15 protein-coding genes are annotated in these 16,099 nt (G+C 60.4%); 12 read left to right on the top strand and 3 right to left on the bottom strand.

Annotated elements, in window-relative coordinates:
- Positions 1–217 precede the first annotated feature (217 nt).
- Positions 218–919 carry an alpha/beta fold hydrolase gene (locus FHU41_RS09570; protein ID WP_179389456.1) on the top strand — a complete coding sequence of 234 codons (702 nt, stop codon included), beginning with the start codon at positions 218–220 and terminating at the stop codon, positions 917–919.
- Positions 916–1,707: an esterase/lipase family protein gene (locus FHU41_RS09565; RefSeq protein WP_179389455.1), complete on the top strand. Its 792-nt coding sequence runs from the start codon at positions 916–918 to the stop codon at positions 1,705–1,707. Before FHU41_RS09570 ends, FHU41_RS09565 begins: the two co-directional genes overlap by 4 nt.
- On the opposite strand, the gene FHU41_RS09560 is transcribed toward FHU41_RS09565, so the two are convergent.
- Positions 1,662–3,074: a sugar porter family MFS transporter gene (locus tag FHU41_RS09560; RefSeq protein ID WP_218847194.1), complete on the bottom strand. Its 1,413-nt coding sequence runs from the start codon at positions 3,072–3,074 to the stop codon at positions 1,662–1,664. The two genes, FHU41_RS09565 and FHU41_RS09560, sit on opposite strands and share 46 nt — an antisense overlap.
- Positions 3,075–3,385: 311 nt before the next feature.
- Here FHU41_RS09560 and FHU41_RS09555 point away from each other — a divergent pair, with 311 nt between their 5' ends.
- The 4 genes from FHU41_RS09555 to dcd all read left to right on the top strand — a co-directional run bounded on the left by FHU41_RS09555 (position 3,386) and on the right by dcd (position 7,155).
- Positions 3,386–3,832 carry a hypothetical protein gene (locus FHU41_RS09555; RefSeq protein WP_179389454.1) on the top strand — a complete coding sequence of 149 codons (447 nt, stop codon included), beginning with the start codon at positions 3,386–3,388 and terminating at the stop codon, positions 3,830–3,832.
- Between the two features lie 120 nt (positions 3,833–3,952).
- Positions 3,953–5,638, top strand: coding sequence for a cholesterol oxidase substrate-binding domain-containing protein (locus FHU41_RS09550; RefSeq protein ID WP_179389453.1), 1,686 nt, complete (start codon positions 3,953–3,955; stop codon positions 5,636–5,638).
- Positions 5,639–5,690: 52 nt separating this feature from the next.
- On the top strand, positions 5,691–6,551 hold the full coding sequence (kynA, locus tag FHU41_RS09545) for a tryptophan 2,3-dioxygenase (RefSeq protein WP_179389452.1): 861 nt from the start codon (positions 5,691–5,693) through the stop codon (positions 6,549–6,551).
- 28 nt (positions 6,552–6,579) lie between these two features.
- The gene (gene dcd, locus FHU41_RS09540) at positions 6,580–7,155 is read left to right on the top strand and encodes a dCTP deaminase (protein WP_179389451.1); all 576 of its coding nucleotides are present in this window, start codon (positions 6,580–6,582) and stop codon (positions 7,153–7,155) included.
- 131 nt (positions 7,156–7,286) lie between these two features.
- Here dcd and FHU41_RS09535 read toward each other — a convergent pair whose 3' ends face one another.
- Both FHU41_RS09535 and FHU41_RS09530 read right to left on the bottom strand, forming a co-directional pair.
- A complete protein-coding gene (locus FHU41_RS09535) occupies positions 7,287–8,219 on the bottom strand; it encodes a hypothetical protein (RefSeq protein ID WP_179389450.1) in 933 nt (310 codons plus the stop codon).
- Between the two features lie 272 nt (positions 8,220–8,491).
- On the bottom strand, positions 8,492–9,793 hold the full coding sequence (locus FHU41_RS09530) for an MFS transporter (RefSeq protein WP_179389449.1): 1,302 nt from the start codon (positions 9,791–9,793) through the stop codon (positions 8,492–8,494).
- 98 nt (positions 9,794–9,891) lie between these two features.
- Here FHU41_RS09530 and FHU41_RS09525 point away from each other — a divergent pair, with 98 nt between their 5' ends.
- Genes FHU41_RS09525 through mnhG form a run of 6 tightly spaced genes read left to right on the top strand, consistent with a single transcriptional unit; the run spans position 9,892 to position 16,099 of the window.
- Positions 9,892–12,807 (top strand): Na+/H+ antiporter subunit A, encoded by a 2,916-nt coding sequence (locus FHU41_RS09525; RefSeq protein ID WP_179390389.1) that lies wholly within the window; start codon positions 9,892–9,894, stop codon positions 12,805–12,807.
- Positions 12,804–13,274 carry a Na(+)/H(+) antiporter subunit C gene (locus FHU41_RS09520; protein WP_179389448.1) on the top strand — a complete coding sequence of 157 codons (471 nt, stop codon included), beginning with the start codon at positions 12,804–12,806 and terminating at the stop codon, positions 13,272–13,274. Before FHU41_RS09525 ends, FHU41_RS09520 begins: the two co-directional genes overlap by 4 nt.
- Positions 13,271–14,896 (top strand): Na+/H+ antiporter subunit D, encoded by a 1,626-nt coding sequence (locus FHU41_RS09515; protein ID WP_179389447.1) that lies wholly within the window; start codon positions 13,271–13,273, stop codon positions 14,894–14,896. Before FHU41_RS09520 ends, FHU41_RS09515 begins: the two co-directional genes overlap by 4 nt.
- Positions 14,893–15,441, top strand: coding sequence for a Na+/H+ antiporter subunit E (locus FHU41_RS09510; protein WP_179389446.1), 549 nt, complete (start codon positions 14,893–14,895; stop codon positions 15,439–15,441). Before FHU41_RS09515 ends, FHU41_RS09510 begins: the two co-directional genes overlap by 4 nt.
- Positions 15,442–15,458: 17 nt before the next feature.
- Positions 15,459–15,725 (top strand): monovalent cation/H+ antiporter complex subunit F, encoded by a 267-nt coding sequence (locus tag FHU41_RS09505; protein WP_425503324.1) that lies wholly within the window; start codon positions 15,459–15,461, stop codon positions 15,723–15,725.
- The gene (gene mnhG, locus FHU41_RS09500; RefSeq protein ID WP_246279588.1) at positions 15,722–16,099 is read left to right on the top strand and encodes a monovalent cation/H(+) antiporter subunit G; all 378 of its coding nucleotides are present in this window, start codon (positions 15,722–15,724) and stop codon (positions 16,097–16,099) included. The genes FHU41_RS09505 and mnhG overlap by 4 nt, the downstream gene beginning before the upstream one ends.

Raw genomic sequence — 16,099 nt, 5'->3', positions numbered from 1 at the left:
CTCGAAAATATCCCGGGAACCAGCATAGCGGAGATTTTCGCCCCACAAACCACCCGCTCCGGCCGCAAGAGCCTGGCAGCACGGCCTGAGTTACCCTGGAACCGGGCGAGAAGAAATGGGTGGAGGGTGCTCCTTGAGAGCTTGGCGGCAATCCTGGCGGAACAACAGAGGCCGGAACGATCACGGCGAGAAGACCGAATTCCGGCGAGGCGACCATGTGCTGATCTGCAGTTCCTGGGGCGATCCCGAGGCGCAGACCGTGGTGCTGATCCACGGCATCGGAATGGGCCAGCAGTACTTCGGATTATTGCGCGATGAACTGGTCAAGTCCTTTCACGTGCTTTTAGTGGATCTGCCCGGGTTTGGAGACTCCCCGGAGCCGGAGCATTCGCTGCCAATGCCGCGACTAGCGGATCTGCTCGCCGAATGCCTCCGTGAATCGCAAAGCGCTCCCGTGGTGCTGCTCGGACATTCGATGGGCACCCAAATCGTCTCCGAACTGGCCGTGCGGCATCCCGAATTGCTCTCTCACTTGGTACTGATCGCCCCCACCGTCAACGCCTCCGAACGCAGCATGTGGCAGCAATCATTCCGGATGCTCCAGGACCTCTGGGGAGAATCCCCTCTGGTCGGTGGTATTGGCTTGGTGCTCTACGCTAAGGCCGGTCCGCGCTGGTTCCTGAAGAAGTTCAAAAGTATGTTGGCGCACCGAATCGAGGATGTGGTGCCAAAGATCACCGTGAAAACCTTGGTGATTCGGGGCTCAGAAGACCGAGTCTGCCCTCGGGACTGGGTGTGGGGGATCGCCGAAGCGATTCCGGGATCGACCATGCTGGAGGCACAGGGTAGGGGACACGAGGCAATGATCACCTCGGCCGAGCCGGTAGCCCGGATGGTCCGCGACCACGCGCGCCGATGAGCGGATCACGGCCACTTTCTCGGCTCGCTGCGGCACTGAGCTGGCGGTTTCTGGATCTAGTGGTGGCAAGCTGGTGGCAATTGCGTGCCGCGGTCTGGCGAGTGCGCCCCGAGAAATTTCTTGCCGGGGACCTCGCCAAGCCGCTGATCGTTTTGCTGCCCGGGGTTTATGAGCCCTGGCGGTTCATGCTTCCGGCCGCTCGTGGGCTGCACTCCCAGGGGTATCGGCTTTCTCCCGTGCCGGGGCTCGGCCGTAATCTGAAGTCGGTGGCCGAAGGGGCACGATTGGTACAGGAGTCGCTGGCCGAACTTGCCGAGAAAGCGGTGACAGCAGGACGCCGGGAACGCGTGGTGCTGTTGGCGCACAGCAAGGGTGGCCTGGTCGGAAAACAAGTGCTGATCGACTACGACGCCACCGCGCCCGCGAACCGCACCTACGAGCTGCACGGGATGGTCGCCGTCGCCACGCCTTTCGCCGGATCTCGCTATGCCAGCCGCTACTCGGGACGCACGCTGAGCGAGCTCAATCCCGCGCACCAGACGATCCGCAGGCTACAGGCCGCGCTCGCGGTGAACGCCAGAATCGTTTCGTTGTTCCCACAGGTCGATCCACTGATTCCGGGAGAACGCGGACTAGAAGGATCTCGGCAGGGCAGATTGAATGGTTCCGGTCACTTCCGCACCTTGGCCGCGGAGGAGACCGCTATTGCGATCACCTCCGCGGTGGCTTGGCTAGAGCAGCCTCAGCGGGAGGCTTCCGCGGAACCAGCCGAAACTGAATCGTCCTGAAAGACGAGTTCCTGTTCGATTTCTTCCAGGCTCCGACCCTTGGTCTCCGGCAGGAGTTTCCAAGCGAACAGGAAGGCCAGGAAGGTGGTTAGGGCGAAGAACAGGAAGTTCGGCCCAGCCCCGAATTGAGCTAGCAGGGTGGGGAACAAGACAGCCACGGTGAGGTTGAAGAGCCAGTTCAGCGTGGTGCAAATACTCATTGCTCCAGCCCGAATGCGCTGCGGGAATAGCTCCGGCAGAAGTACCCACTGCACAGGTCCCCAAGAGATGGCGAAGGAGGCAATGAAGATGGTCACCCCAATCAAGGTCACGACGACGGCCCCGGTGCCGCTGGTCAGCCCGGCCACGGTGGTAACACCGAGCAAGAGCATGCCGAAGCACATGCCAATCGCCCCACCAATCAGCAAGGGGCGGCGACCGACTCGATCAATCAGTCGAATCGCCGGCAGGGTCATCAAGAGGTTGACCAGGGTAATAGCGACATTGGCCAGGATGGCACCTTGTGAGGTGAAGCCAATATTGGTGAGCAGGGTAGGTGCGTAGTAGATGATCGTATTGATGCCACCAAAGTTCTGGAAGAACACCAGCAAGATTCCCACCACCAGCAAGGGGCGCAGCCGGGGAGTGACCAGGTCGGTGAGCCGGAGTGGCTGCTTATTCTCTTCTTCCTTGCGGATACTCTGCTGAATTTCAGCCATTTCATCCTGGGCGGCTTGATCATTGCCACGCAGATTGACCAGGGTGGCTAGTGCTTCCTGGTCGTGACGGTGCGAGCCCAATAGCCAGCGAGGGCTTTCCGGTTGAGTCATCAAGCCAAAGAACAAGATGATGGCCGGAATAACACCCAAGCCGATCATCCAGCGCCAGCCACCGACCTCGGTCAGGGCTAGATCGGTCACCCCGGCAATGAAGATGCCGGTGGTCACCATGAGCTGCATCAGGGACGATAGGCCACCACGGATGTGCTTCGGCGCGAGCTCGCTCAGGTACATCGGAACCACTACGGAGACGATGCCAACCCCAATGCCGATTACCAAGCGGAAAGCGATCAGCATCGGCGCGTTCACGGCCAGCGCTGCTCCGATAGTTCCGATGATAAAGATGATCGCCCCGCCCAGGATTAGCTTCTTCCGGCCAAGTCGATCCGAGAGCTTTCCCGAGGCTCCGGCTCCGATCATTGCACCGAGCAGAAGGCCGCTCACCACGAAGCCCTCGATCAAGGGGGTCATCGGGATGTCCTGGTGGATAAAGAGCAGCGCACCCGAGATCACCCCGGTGTCATAGCCCCAAAGGATGCCGCCGAGGGCACCGAAAAACCAGATTGCGATGTTGCGCTTCTGCCGCGGTGGAGTCAAAGTGCTTTCCACTTAAACCACCCTTCCTGTTTCGTCATTGATACAGGGCCAAAGCCCTTCTGGACGCTAACACAAGCTGAAGGCGCGTGGCTCAAATGTGAATTCCTGAGAGTTCCCTGGGAGCCCAAAGGAGGCTCCCACTGTTTTCCCAGGATTTTCTCAGAGAAATTTGAGAATGGCTATCTAAAATCCAATTGTGCGGTTGGAATGGGCAGTCTTTAATAAGACTGTGTTTCTCATAACTGACTGCCGGAGATAACAATAAATAATTTCTTGTCGATAGTCGATTGACGAACTATCTGGGGAATAGTGAGGAAGAAACTATGAAAAAAACTATCTATAAAGCCGGGGCTGTTGGAGCTTTGTTTGTGGCTGCATCACTGGCGATTGCGCCCGCTGCAACGGCTGCTCCGGTGACAACTTCCAGCTCGCCGACTCAGGTTGCCCCGCGGGCAGCCACCGGCGACGGCGTTTGGGCGCCTAGCCATGACGAGGCGCTTGCCATCATCCCGTTGTGTCAGCCGCTCAATCTGCTGAACTGGCTGAATCAGAACTTCACCGATCACGGTAACGACATCGCTAAGTTCATTACCGCCAACCTGGCTTCAATTACCGGTTTGCTGAACGGCTCATCCGACCCCTATGCCGTGCTGAGGTTGCTCTTGCAGGACGTTCTGCAGGTACCGGTTTATGCGGTCAACGACACGAACTTCCATATTCCGGCAACCGTGGGAGACATTCTCTCTTTCTGTGAATCGGCGCGGTCCTAATCTTCGGCCTAATTTCCGGGAAATAGCAATCGATTTACCTTCAATTAATTAATTAATTTCGTCAGGGGAGGGTAACGGACATACCGTTACCCTCCCCTGATACGTAGGTCAGGAGAAATTGTGAGCAATGCAGTTAGTCGACGAGGCTTTTTGGGGGCATCAGCGGTAGTTGCTGGTGGGTTCGTCTTCCTGGGGGTGGAAACACCGGCAAACGCCGCCGAAGGCCCAGCCCAGTTCCCCAGTTCGGTCTCGTTGTATCGCGAGGTCTATCAGAACTGGGACGGAGTGGTGGTGACAGACGCACTCTGGACCTGCGCACCAGCCAATGCGGCCGACGTCGTCACAGTAGTGAACTGGGCACATCAACAGGGCTATACAGTGCGCGCCCGAGGCTACCGACACACCTGGTCGCCCCTCACCGTGGCCCCGGGAACGCCTGCCGACAGCAAGGTGATCCTGCTCGACACCACCAAACACCTCACCTCGATGCAGATCTCCGGTACCAGAAAGGTGCGGGTGCAGACCGGCGCTTCGATGGAGGATCTGCTGGCCTATCTCTCTGACCAGGGTTACAGCGTGGCTGCTACTCCCGCTCCGGGCGGTATTACTGTTGGCGGAGCCTTGGCGATCAACGGACACGGCACCGCGCTACCCGCACTGGGTGAGAATCGACAGGCCGGGCAGAGCTTCGGCACGGTGAGCAACCTGGTGCTTTCACTCACCGCCGTGGTCTGGGATGAGAGTCAGCAACGTTATGTAGAGCGCACCTTCGATCGGTCAAATAGCGAAGCCAAGGCCTTTCTGACCCACCTTGGCCGGGCCCTTATTACCGAGGTCACCCTCCAGGTGATGAATGACTACAACATCCGCTGCCTCAACTACACCGATATCAATAGCGGGGAACTCTTCGCCGCACCGGAGGCGATGACTGACCGTTCACTGAGCAAGCTTCTGGACGCGCACGGCAGGGTAGGACTTATTTGGTACGCCTTCACCGATCGCCCCTGGGTGCAGGTCTGGCAACCGACTCCCAATAAGCCCTTGCTTTCTCGCCTGACGTTAACGCCGTACAACTATCTGTTCGCAGATAATCTGCCCAGTCCGGTGCCCCAGTTACTAGGTAATTTGATTGAAGGACAGGATTGGGTAGCTCCGGCCTTTGGCAATGCCATCCTGGCGGCCACCGACGCCGGCCTAACCGCGTTAGGCGCCAGGGATATGTGGGGTAAGTCGAAGAACTTCCTGAATTGGGTCAAGCCCACCACCTTGCGGGTCACCGCCGGTGCCCATGTGGTGATCACCAGTCGCAGCAATATCCAAAGGGTAGTGCACGATTTCACCACCTTCTACTCCGCTAAGTTGGCTGAATACCAGGGCCGGGGCGAGTACCCGGTCAACAGTGCGTTGGAGATCCGGATCACCGGCGTTGATACCCCTAGCCAGGTGGACGTTGTTGGGGCCGAAGCCCCGGCGCTCTCTGCGGCGCGTCCGGTCGAGGGCCACCCCGAGTGGGATGTGGCTGTGTGGCTGGACCTAGTGACCTTGCCGGACACCCCGCATTCAAACGAGTTCTACTCCGAATTAGAGAACTACTTCAGCAGGTTGCCAGCGAATCAAGGACTGGCTCGGCCGGAGTGGGCCAAGCGCTTCGCGCATACCGCAGCGGGAGCCTGGACGGACACGGCTGCCATGCAAGGGGAGATCCCGGCTAGTTTCCCGGAATGGGACTGGGCGGTGGCAACGCTGAACAAGTACGATCCGCATCGCCTGTTCAGCAACCCGCTGATCAACCAGTTGCTGAGCTAAGAGGTTCCTGCCGCCGTCGTACCGAATGCCTTAAGCGGCGTAGCCTATGGGGGTGAACGTGAAGAAGAACACCCGCAGCATCGAGTCCGGCATCGAAACGGATTTCCGGGACAAGATGAGCTACGGCGGCTACCTGGCACTCGATGAGTTGCTCGGCGCCCAACATCCGGTGAGTCAGCCGGAGCACCACGACGAGATGCTGTTCATTATTCAGCATCAAACCTCGGAGCTTTGGCTCAAGCTGGTACTGCATGAGCTGCGGATGGTGCGCATTTCCTTGCAGCAGGATGATCTGCGGATGGCGATGAAATGTATAGCCCGGATCAAGCACATCCAGCGTTCGCTCACCGAGCAGTGGAGTGTGCTGGCCACCCTGACGCCCACGGAATACGCTCAGTTTCGGGGTGATTTGGGCGCCTCATCGGGGTTCCAGTCGTATCAGTACCGGGCGGTGGAATTCCTGCTTGGCAATAAGAACGCTGGGATGATCAAGGTGTTCCGAGCCGATCCGGCTGCGCAGGAATTGCTCAGCACGATCCTCGCCGAGACCAGCATTTATGACGAGTTCATGAGATTGCTGGCTCGGCGAGGTTTTGAGGTTCCCGTTGAGTTATTGGAGCGGGATGTCACCAAGGCGCATGTTTTCTCCGAGGAGTTGGTGGGGATTTACCGCGCCATCTACGAGAACACCGAAGCGCACTGGGACCTCTACGAAGCCTGTGAGGAACTGGTGGATTTGGAGGACAACTTCCAGCTCTGGCGCTTCCGACACATGAAAACAGTGCTGCGCACTATTGGTATGAAAACCGGCACAGGAGGCTCCAGTGGAGTGGGGTTCTTGCAGCGGGCCTTAGAGCTGACCTTCTTCCCGGAGCTCTTCGCGGTCCGTACCGAAATCGGCCAGTCCTCCTAACCGGCGCTAGATAGGCTAATTTATAACTGTGCTGATCTCCGACCGCGATATCCGAACCCAGATCGATACCGGGCGAATTGTCCTGGACCCCTTCGAGCCTTCTATGGTCCAACCATCGAGCGTGGATGTGCGGATCGACAAGCTTTTCCGGCTCTTCGACAATCATAAATATGCTCATATTGACCCCGCCGAGGAGCAGCCAGAGCTGACCCGGCTGGTTGAGGTGGCGGACGGCGAACCGTTCATTTTGCACCCTGGCGAGTTCGTTTTGGGCTCCACCTACGAGACGGTTACCTTGCCGGACGATGTTGCTGCCCGTTTGGAGGGCAAGTCCTCGCTGGGTCGCCTGGGCTTGCTGACCCACTCCACCGCAGGTTTCATTGACCCCGGTTTCTCCGGTCACGTCACCTTGGAGCTTTCCAATATGGCGACCCTGCCGATCAAGCTGTGGCCGGGGTCGAAGATCGGTCAGCTCTGCTTCTTCCAACTCTCTTCCCCGGCGGAGCACCCCTACGGCTCGGGCCAATACGGCAACCGCTACCAGGGCCAGCGCGGTCCGACGGCGTCGCGGAGCCACCTGAACTTTCATCGCACATCGATCTGATCCTCCTTATCTTTTCGCTCTCGTTCCTTCTCGTTCCTGCTTTTCGTTCGGTTCCTTCGGTTCGTTCTTTCCCTCCGTTTCCGTCCTTTTCCGTCCGCCGAGTGTGGAGATCTGCACGTTATAGAGCGGCTTTAAGGTGCAGATCTCCACACTCGGCGGCTTGGTTGCCACCCACGAGCTTGCAAAAGCGGGATGAGCTGACGCATTACCCCTTCGTAACCGGATTCCTTGATCATCACCCGGTTAATCCGGATCGATGCCCAGCCGGCTCGGGAGCTCCCGTTGTCCCGGCGAGCGTCCAGCGCCTGCTGCTCGGCACTGAGGTGATGGCCGCCGTCGTACTGCACAGCCACCCGATACGCCCTGAAAGCCAGATCGGGCCAGGCGATTTCCTGGCCCGATTCGTCAAGAATGGCGATATTTAGTTCGGGTTCGGGCAGGCCGATTCGCAGCGCCGCGAGCCGCAGATAGCTTTCCGGGGCGGAATCCGAACCGACTCGGATGAGCTCTAATGCCGCCCTGGCACGGCGAATGCCACGAGCTCCGGCATGATTTTTGACGACGGCGGTCAGCTCGGGAAGGCTGGCTAGGGCAAGTTTTGGCGGACCGAAAGGGCGTTGATGGCTGCACACGAGGGCGTCTCCGGCTGCCACCAACTCGTCCAGCTCGAGTAACCCGGCCAAATCCAACCAGGTTCTGCCGGGGCTGGTCAACGGAATCCCCGAGCATGCGGAGACCTCGTCCTCACCCAGCCGCAGTCGATGCCCCACCACCCCGAAACGCTCCGGAGCGGTGGATGAGTTGACGCGGGCCAGATGTACGCGTTGTTCGCTCTGCATCCTGGCCGGCAGTGGCAATCGCCATAGCCTGCCCGCGGTGCCCCAACAGGCCACAGCACCGGGAGTCATTCGGAGCAGGGGAGCCACGATTCGGTGAAATTCCTGCTCCACACCCCACGGAACCCGAATACCGCGGCTGGCAATCAGCAGGTCTCTACCTCGTTGCCGACCACGACCCAGTTCGACTTCCTTCGCTTCCGCCAGGGTGAAGGACCTGCCGTTCAAGCTCGATGGAAGTTTGGAGAGAGGTTTCATCCCTCAATAGTGGAAGATCGGAGAGCCCCGAAAGAAGTTTTCCACAGGCAGAATCACCCTGAGTAGGAAAAACCTTCGTCGAGTGTGGAGATCTGCATCTTAAAACCGCTCCATAAGGTGCAGATCTCCACACTCGGCGGTGGTGGTTCGGGGGCGGGAACGTGGGTTCGGGTGGGTTCGGGTGGGTTCGGGTGGGTTCGGGTGGGTTCGGGTGGGTTCGGGTGGTGGTCGGGCGAGGGGGCTTAGGCGCGGGCGGGGCTGCGCACCGGGATCAGCAACAGCAGCCCAGCCAGCAGCACGATAAAGATCCCGATAATGCCGAAGCGCTGGCTGCCGAACCATCCGATGAACGCCGCGAACAGCATCGGTGCAATAAAGGATGCCGCCCGCCCGGTGGTGGCGTACAGCCCATAGAGCTCGCCCTCGGCTCCCACAGGGGCCAACCGTCCCACGAAGGTCCGGGCAGAGGATTGGGCCGGGCCAACGAAGAGGCAGAGCAGCAGCCCGAAGATCCAGAACAGCGTCTTGCCGGAGCTGAAGAACAACACCACGGCCGAGACCAGTAAGCCGACGAGGGAGATCACGATCACCGTTTTCGGGCCAAGCTTGTCATCGAAATAACCCGCCGAGAAGGCACCAATCGCGGCCACCACATTGCCGGCGATGGCGAAAATCAGCACATCGCCCTTCGCGAAACCGAAGGTGCCTACCGCGATCACCGCACCGAAGGTGAAAATTGCAGCCAAGCCATCCCGGAAGACGGCGCTGGAAATTAGGAAGTACAAGGTGTGCCGCTCATCGCGCCAGAGCCGAGCGATGGTCTGGAAGAGCTTGCGATAAGAGGCCAGGAAACCGATTTTCGGCTCTTCCGAATCAGCCCGATTCTCCGGGATCACCAGCAGCACCGGAATTGAGAAGACCGCGATCCACGCAGCGGAGAACAAAGCCACCACCCGGTACTTGAGGTTCTCATCGGAGATGCCGAAGAAACCAACCTCGGGGGAGAGTAAGCCGTAGTACAGGATGAGCAGCGCAGCGATCCCGCCCAAATAGCCGGAGGCCCAGCCAATACCGCTAATCCGGCCGATCGATTTCGGCGTTGAGATCTGTACCAGCATGGCGTTGTAATTGACCGAGGCGAGCTCGGAAAAGACGTGCCCCACCGCAAGCAGCCCGCAGCCCAACAGCAAATAGGAAGGCTCCGGCAGCACAAAGAAGCAACTCGCGGTGAGCACCACCACAACGAGAGTGTTAATGCCCAGCCACAGTCGCCGTCGTCCGCTGTGATCGGTGCGCTGACCGGCCACCGGTGCCAGCAACGCGATCAGAATTCCGGCCACGCCCAGGCTCCAGCCCAGCACCTGCGAGGCGTGGTCCGCACCGCCAAAGATATCCGTGGTGAGGTAGAAGGCGGTGAAAATAAAGGTGGTCATCACCGCGTTAAAAGCGGCCGAACCCCAATCCCAGGAAGCCCAGGCAAGAATCTGACCGACGGTGCCCCGGTGTTTCTGCGGAAGCTGCTGCGCTAAAGTGACGTCGCTCATACCGTGAATGGTACCTGTGCCGGGCGGTCAGTGGGCTAGAGGCGGCATTGATAGACTTAGGTACTCCGACCGACAGAATCCTTCAGGTGGTGCCGATCGTGCTAGCTATCCTTGCCGTCCACTTTGTGGTGGCATTGGTAGCGCCGTTTTTCTTCCGCCTTTTGGGCCGCAACGGGTTCTACTTACTGGCCGCTGTACCCGCGGGATCCTTTATCTGGCTACTGTGCCAACACGATGCTGTTTTCGCCGGAAACACGCCCACCGAGACCCTGCCCTGGATCCCGGATTTCGGCGTGGAGCTCGCCTTCCGGATGGATGCCCTGAGCTGGGTGCTCTCACTGCTGGTGCTCGGCGTTGGCGCTCTTGTGTTGGCCTATTGCGCCCGCTATTTCAAGCCGGACGACGGCGCCTTCCGCGCTCACGGGGCCGGTTTCGGTGCGCAGCTACTCGCCTTCGCCGGGGTGATGTTCGGCCTGGTGGTGGCCGATAACCTGATCCTGCTCTTTATCTTCTGGGAACTCACCACCATCCTGTCCTATCTGCTGATTGGCTACTCCCGGACTCGGCTCGCCGCCCGGAGAGCCGCCCTGCAAGCCTTGATGGTCACCACCTTTGGCGGGCTGACCATGCTGCTCGGGCTGATCATGCTGGGCCAGAGCGCGGGCACATACCGGATTTCCCAGCTCCTGGAACACCCACCCGGCGGCACGGTAGTAGATATTGCGATCCTGCTGATCTTGGTGGGCGCGGTGAGTAAATCCGCCCTGGTTCCCTTTCATTTCTGGCTTCCCGGCGCAATGGCTGCACCCACTCCGGTCAGCGCCTACCTGCATGCGGCCGCGATGGTCAAGGCTGGCATTTACCTGATTGCGCGATTGGCGCCGAGCTTCTCCGAGACCCCCTTCTGGCAGCCGACGGTCCTGATTCTGGGTATCGCCACCATGCTGGTGGGTGGTTGGCGAGCCCTGCGCCAGCACGATCTCAAGCTCATCCTGGCCTACGGTACGGTCAGTCAACTCGGTTTCCTGACTGTCGTGGTCGGCCTGGGAACCCCGGCAGCCGCAATGGCAGGGCTGGCCATGCTGCTGGCGCACGGCTTGTTCAAGGCCACCCTGTTCTTGGTGGTTGGCATTATTGACCACCAAAGCGGTACCCGCGATATCCGTAAGCTCTCCGGGGTCTTTCGTTCCGCCCCTGCGCTCGGCGTGGTCGCGGTAATCGGCACGGCTTCGATGGCGGGCATCCCGTTCCTTGGCGGATTCGTGGCCAAGGAATCGGTCTTCGAAGCGCTGCTGGAATACGGCAATCCCTGGATCCTGTGCGCGGTGCTGCTCGGTTCCATGCTTACCTTCGCCTACAGCGCACGCTTCCTTTGGGGCGGCTTCGCGCCTAAGGCCAAGGGCATGGCCACCGCCTTCAAGAAGGTGCCCGCCGAGTTCTTGGCCGCCCCGGCGATCCTCGCTGCGCTCAGCGTGATCTACGGGCTTTGGCCCGCGCCGGTGCAAGCCTGGGCGGAGCCGTATAGCGAGCTTTTCCACGGCGAGGGGCATCCGCATCTGGCGGTTTTCTCCGGTTTCAACCCGGCGCTGGGCCTGAGCGCCCTGGCGATTGCGGTCGGCCTGCTGCTGTTCTGGGCTCGGGATCGGGTGGAACGGGCGCAGGACAGAATCTACCCGCTGATCGATGCCGAGAAGGGCTACCGAAATATCATCGGCGCGATCGATGACACCGCGATCTGGATCACCGGCCGCACGCAGCGAGGATCACTGTTCTTCTATCTGGCCGTCATCCTCTCCACCGCCGTGGTGGTCAATATTGTCGCCGTGCTGCTCAGCGGACGGCCGCTTCCGGCGCTGTATCTGATCGATCCGGGCTCGCCCGCCCAAGCTGTTGCAGCTCTGGTGATCGTGATCGGTGCCCTCGCCGCGGCCAGAGCCAATAAGCGCTTTCTCGCGGTGCTGATGGTCTCGGTCACCGGCTACGGCATTGCCCTGATTTTCGCCTTCCAGGGTGCCCCGGACCTGGCGCTCACCCAGATGCTGGTGGAGTCCATCATCCTGGTCGCCTTCGTACTGGCGATGCGCTCGCTGCCTCCCGAGCTGCGGGATCGGACCACCGGTTCGCACCGACTGCTGCGGATGTTGATCGGAGTAGCCTTCGGCGCCACCATGGTGGTGGTCGCGCTGGTCGCGCTGGGTTCCAGGGTGGACCTGCCGGTCTCCTTGGACTTCCCCGAACTGGCCTATGGCCAAGGCGGGGGCCTCAACATCGTCAATGTCACCCTGGTGGACCTACGTGCCTGGGATACCTTCGGCGAAATCTCGGTGTTGGCCATCGCCGCCACCGGGGTAGCCAGCCTGATCTTTGTGCATAACCGCGGCCGGGCACTGCCCCGGGCGGCCGGCGTCGAAAGTGGCAGTGTGGGCCGGAGCGCTCAGGACCCGGACGACGGCGCACGCGGAGTGGCCGCGCTCAAACTCGCCCGCCGCTTTGCTACTTCAAGCCGGGACGCCTGGCTGGTGGCCGGTCGCACCCTGGCCCCGGAACGCCGATCGATCATCTTTGAGGTGGTCACCCGGCTGATCTTCCACTCCATGGTGATCTTCTCCATCTATCTGCTGCTGGCCGGTCACAACTTTCCCGGCGGCGGGTTCGCCGGTGGTCTGATGGCCGGGCTGGCGCTCACTATCCGCTATCTGGCCGGTGGCCGGGTGGAACTGGCCGAGGCGACACCGATTAGCGCCGGGGCGCTGCTAGGTACCGGTCTAGGTGTCGCCGCGCTCTCCGGTGCGCTGCCGCTCTTTTTCGGTGGCGAGATTTTCCAGAGCGCTATCCTCGATTTCACCGTGCCGGTGCTGGGGCATATTAAGTTCGTCACCTCTACCTTCTTCGATATTGGCGTCTACCTGGTTGTGGTTGGGCTGGTGCTCGATGTGCTGCGCAGTCTGGGTGCCGAGATCGATGAGCGCGAAGAACTGGGAGCGGATGAGGATGAGGCGGTGAGGGCTGAATGAGCGTCAATCTGACCTTGTTGATCGTGATGGGGGTGCTCTACGCCGTCGGCATCTATCTGCTGCTGGAACGAAGCCTGACCCGGGTGCTGATGGGCCTCATGCTGCTGGCCAACGGCACCAATATCCTTTTGCTCACCACGGGTGGTTATTCGGGCTTGGCGCCGCTGTTCGGTAAGAATATTCCGGCCGGGGACTATAACGATCCCTTGCCGCAGGCGCTCATCCTGACCTCGATTGTGATTTCCTTCGCGGTTACCGCCTTCATGCTGGGCATCATCTACCGAACCTGGATCTTGGCCCGGCAGGACGAGGTTCAGGACGACCTTGAAGACCGCAGGGTGGCTAATCAGCCGAGTTTCGACGCCGAAGAGGATGTGGAGATTCCGCTGGAGACCACGGAATTCGCCCCCTCGACGGAGAACAAAGACCGGAACACCAAGCGAAATAAAGGAGGGAACAGGCAGTGAATCTGACCTCCTTGACCCCGCTCGCCGTCATTCTGCCGATCCTCGGGGCCGCCCTCACCTTCATGCTGATCCGGCATCCCAAAGCCCAGCAGGCGGTCAGCATTTCGCTACTCAGTCTGACTTTGCTGCTCGAAGTTTCGCTGCTGGCTCAGGTCTGGAACGGTGGCACGGTAGCGGTCCGGTTGGGCGATTGGCTGCCGCCCTTCGGGGTGGTGCTGGTGGTGGATCAGTTCTCCTCACTCATGCTGGTGGTTTCCTCGGCGGTCGGGCTCGCCGTGTTGATCTACGCAACCGGTCAGGGCGCCGCGGATGGTGATGCTGAAGGTCCGGTGTCGATCTTCCACCCGACCTACTTGATCCTGATGGCAGGGGTTTCCAACGCCTTCCTCTCCGGGGATTTGTTCAATCTTTATGTGGGCTTCGAGATCCTGCTCACCGCCTCCTATGTGTTGATGACCTTGGGTGGTACCGGGCCACGGGTGCGGGCAGGGGTGACCTATGTTGTGGTCAGTGTGGTCTCCTCGCTCTTGTTCCTGATTGCAATAGCGATGATCTATGGGGCCACCGGCACTATTAATATGGCGGATCTGGCGGTCAAGCTGGCCCATCTGGACCCAGGTACTCAGACCCTGCTGCACCTCATGCTGTTGGTTGCCTTCGGGATCAAGGCCGCCGTCTTCCCGCTCTCCTTCTGGCTCCCCGACTCCTATCCCACCGCCCCCGCACCGGTCACCGCGGTGTTTGCCGGACTGCTCACCAAGGTGGGCATCTATGCCATGGTGCGCACCGAAACCCTGCTCTTCCCCGACGAAGGGTTGAATGACCTGCTCATGGTGGTGGCCTTGCTGACCATGGTGGTCGGGATCTTGGGTGCGCTGGCGCAGACGGATATTAAGAGGCTGCTCTCTTTTACCCTGGTGAGTCATATTGGTTATCTGGTGTTCGGGCTAGCGCTCTCTTCCAAAATTGGGCTGGGCGCCACCGTGTATTACGTGATTCACCACATCACCGTGCAGACCAGCCTGTTCCTGGTCACCGGACTGATTGAGCGCCGTGGTGGAAGCACCTCGATCGACAGGCTGGGTGGTCTGGCGAAACTCTCGCCGCTGCTGGCTTTCCTGTTCTTCATTCCGGCGATGAACCTGGCGGGCATCCCGCCCTTCTCCGGTTTCTTAGGCAAGGTGGGCTTGCTGCAGGCGGGCGTGAACCTCGGCACTCCGCTTGCCTGGGTGCTGGTGGCCGGGGGCGTCGCGGTGAGCCTGCTGACTCTGCTGGCCGTTGCTCGGGTCTGGAATCGGGCGTTCTGGCGCAGCCCCGAGGATGCGGAGTCTCCCGATCCGGCGTTGCTGGCCGATGAGCCCGCACCGACTTCCGTGGGTGTTTCCCGGGGTGCTTCAGCGGCTGCTTCCGTGAGGGTCAAGACCGCGCTGCCGCGGATGATGGTGGGGGCGACCATGGGGCTGGTTGGCTTGGGTGTTTCACTCACCATTTTTGCCGGTCCACTCGTGCAATTGGCCGACGGCGCAGCTCAGGAAATGCTCGACCGAACGCCTTATGTGCATGCCGTGTTGGGTGACGCCGGGGTGGCTGCACTGAACAACGGTGCGGGGGCGAAGCCATGAGCCGGAAGAAAATCTCGCTCAAACAGGAATTGCCACTGCTTGTCTGGCTGGTGCTGGTGTGGGCTGCGCTCTGGCGGGATTTCAGCCCGGGGAACTTGATCTTCGGGGCAATTATTGCCCTGGTGGTGGCCAGATTGTTCTACCTGCCCCCGGTGGAATTGAGTGGACGTTTCAATCCGCTGTACTTCCTGGCCTATGCAGGGATCTTCTTGTGGCGGGTGCTGTTGGCCAGCGCCCAGGTGGCCTATTTTGCAGTTTGGCGGGGTCCGCGAGTGATCAACGCCGTGGTCGCGGTGCCGCTACGCAGCCACTCGGATCTGATGGTCACGGCCACCGGGCATGTGGTCTCGCTGATTCCTGGCTCCCTCGTTGTGGAAGTGGATCGCTCCACCTCCACGCTCTACCTACACGCCCTCAACGTGACCACGCCGGAGCAGGTGGATCAGGTACGTCAGGAGGTTCGGGCAGCCGAGGCTTGGCTGATCAGGGTGATGGGCAGTAAGGACGAGTTGCTTGCCCTGCGGGCCGAGGGGAGAACAGCATGACGATCTTCGGTTTGCCGCTGATGACCTTCGTACTCATCGTGGTCGGGGTGGTTCTCAGCCTGGCTGCTTTGGGCGCTATCTATCGGATCGCCGTCGGGCCGTCCTTGCTGGATCGGGTGCTGGCCGCGGATGTGCTGCTGGCGATCTTCTCCGCCGCGCTGGCCACAGATATGGCGGTGAATCGGAACTTAAATAATCTGCCGCTCTTGGTGGCCCTGACCGTGATCGGTTTTATCGGTTCGGTCACGGTTGCCCGCTATGTCTCGGATCGGAGGAAGAGTTGAGCTTCAACGACCTGCTGGATGTACTGTCCGCGATCTGCATTATCGCCGGAGCTCTGCTCTCCCTGGCGGCGGCTATCGGCCTGCTGCGCTTTCCGGACTTAATGAGCCGGATGCACGCTGCCACTAAGCCGCAGGTGCTGGGGCTTTTCCTTTTGCTACTGGCCGCGGCGCTACAGATGCGTCGCTGGGAGGTGCTGCCGATCTTGCTGATCGCCTGGGTCTTCCAACTGCTAACCGTGCCGGTCTCCGCCCATATGGTGGGTCGGGCGGGCTATCGGACCAAGCACTTACATCGGGAAACTCTGAGTCAAGACGATCTGGATGAGGTAGTGGAGACTGCTGCCCATAAGGAACACGGCGATTTTCCGGAGTGA

The sequence above is a fragment of the Psychromicrobium silvestre genome (assembly GCF_013408295.1).
GTDB classification, from domain to species: domain Bacteria; phylum Actinomycetota; class Actinomycetes; order Actinomycetales; family Micrococcaceae; genus Renibacterium; species Renibacterium silvestre.
This window is presented reverse-complemented; position numbering and strand designations above follow the sequence as displayed.

Bases quoted from the DNA above. Each gene is read 5' to 3' on its own strand.
- FHU41_RS09565 (WP_179389455.1), top strand. From the start codon at position 916: ATGAGCGGATCACGGCCACTTTCTCGGCTCGCTGCGGCACTGAGCTGG.
- FHU41_RS09555 (WP_179389454.1), top strand. From the start codon at position 3,386: ATGAAAAAAACTATCTATAAAGCCGGGGCTGTTGGAGCTTTGTTTGTG.
- FHU41_RS09530 (WP_179389449.1), bottom strand. From the start codon at position 9,793: ATGAGCGACGTCACTTTAGCGCAGCAGCTTCCGCAGAAACACCGGGGC.
- FHU41_RS09520 (WP_179389448.1), top strand. From the start codon at position 12,804: ATGAGCGTCAATCTGACCTTGTTGATCGTGATGGGGGTGCTCTACGCC.
- FHU41_RS09510 (WP_179389446.1), top strand. From the start codon at position 14,893: ATGAGCCGGAAGAAAATCTCGCTCAAACAGGAATTGCCACTGCTTGTC.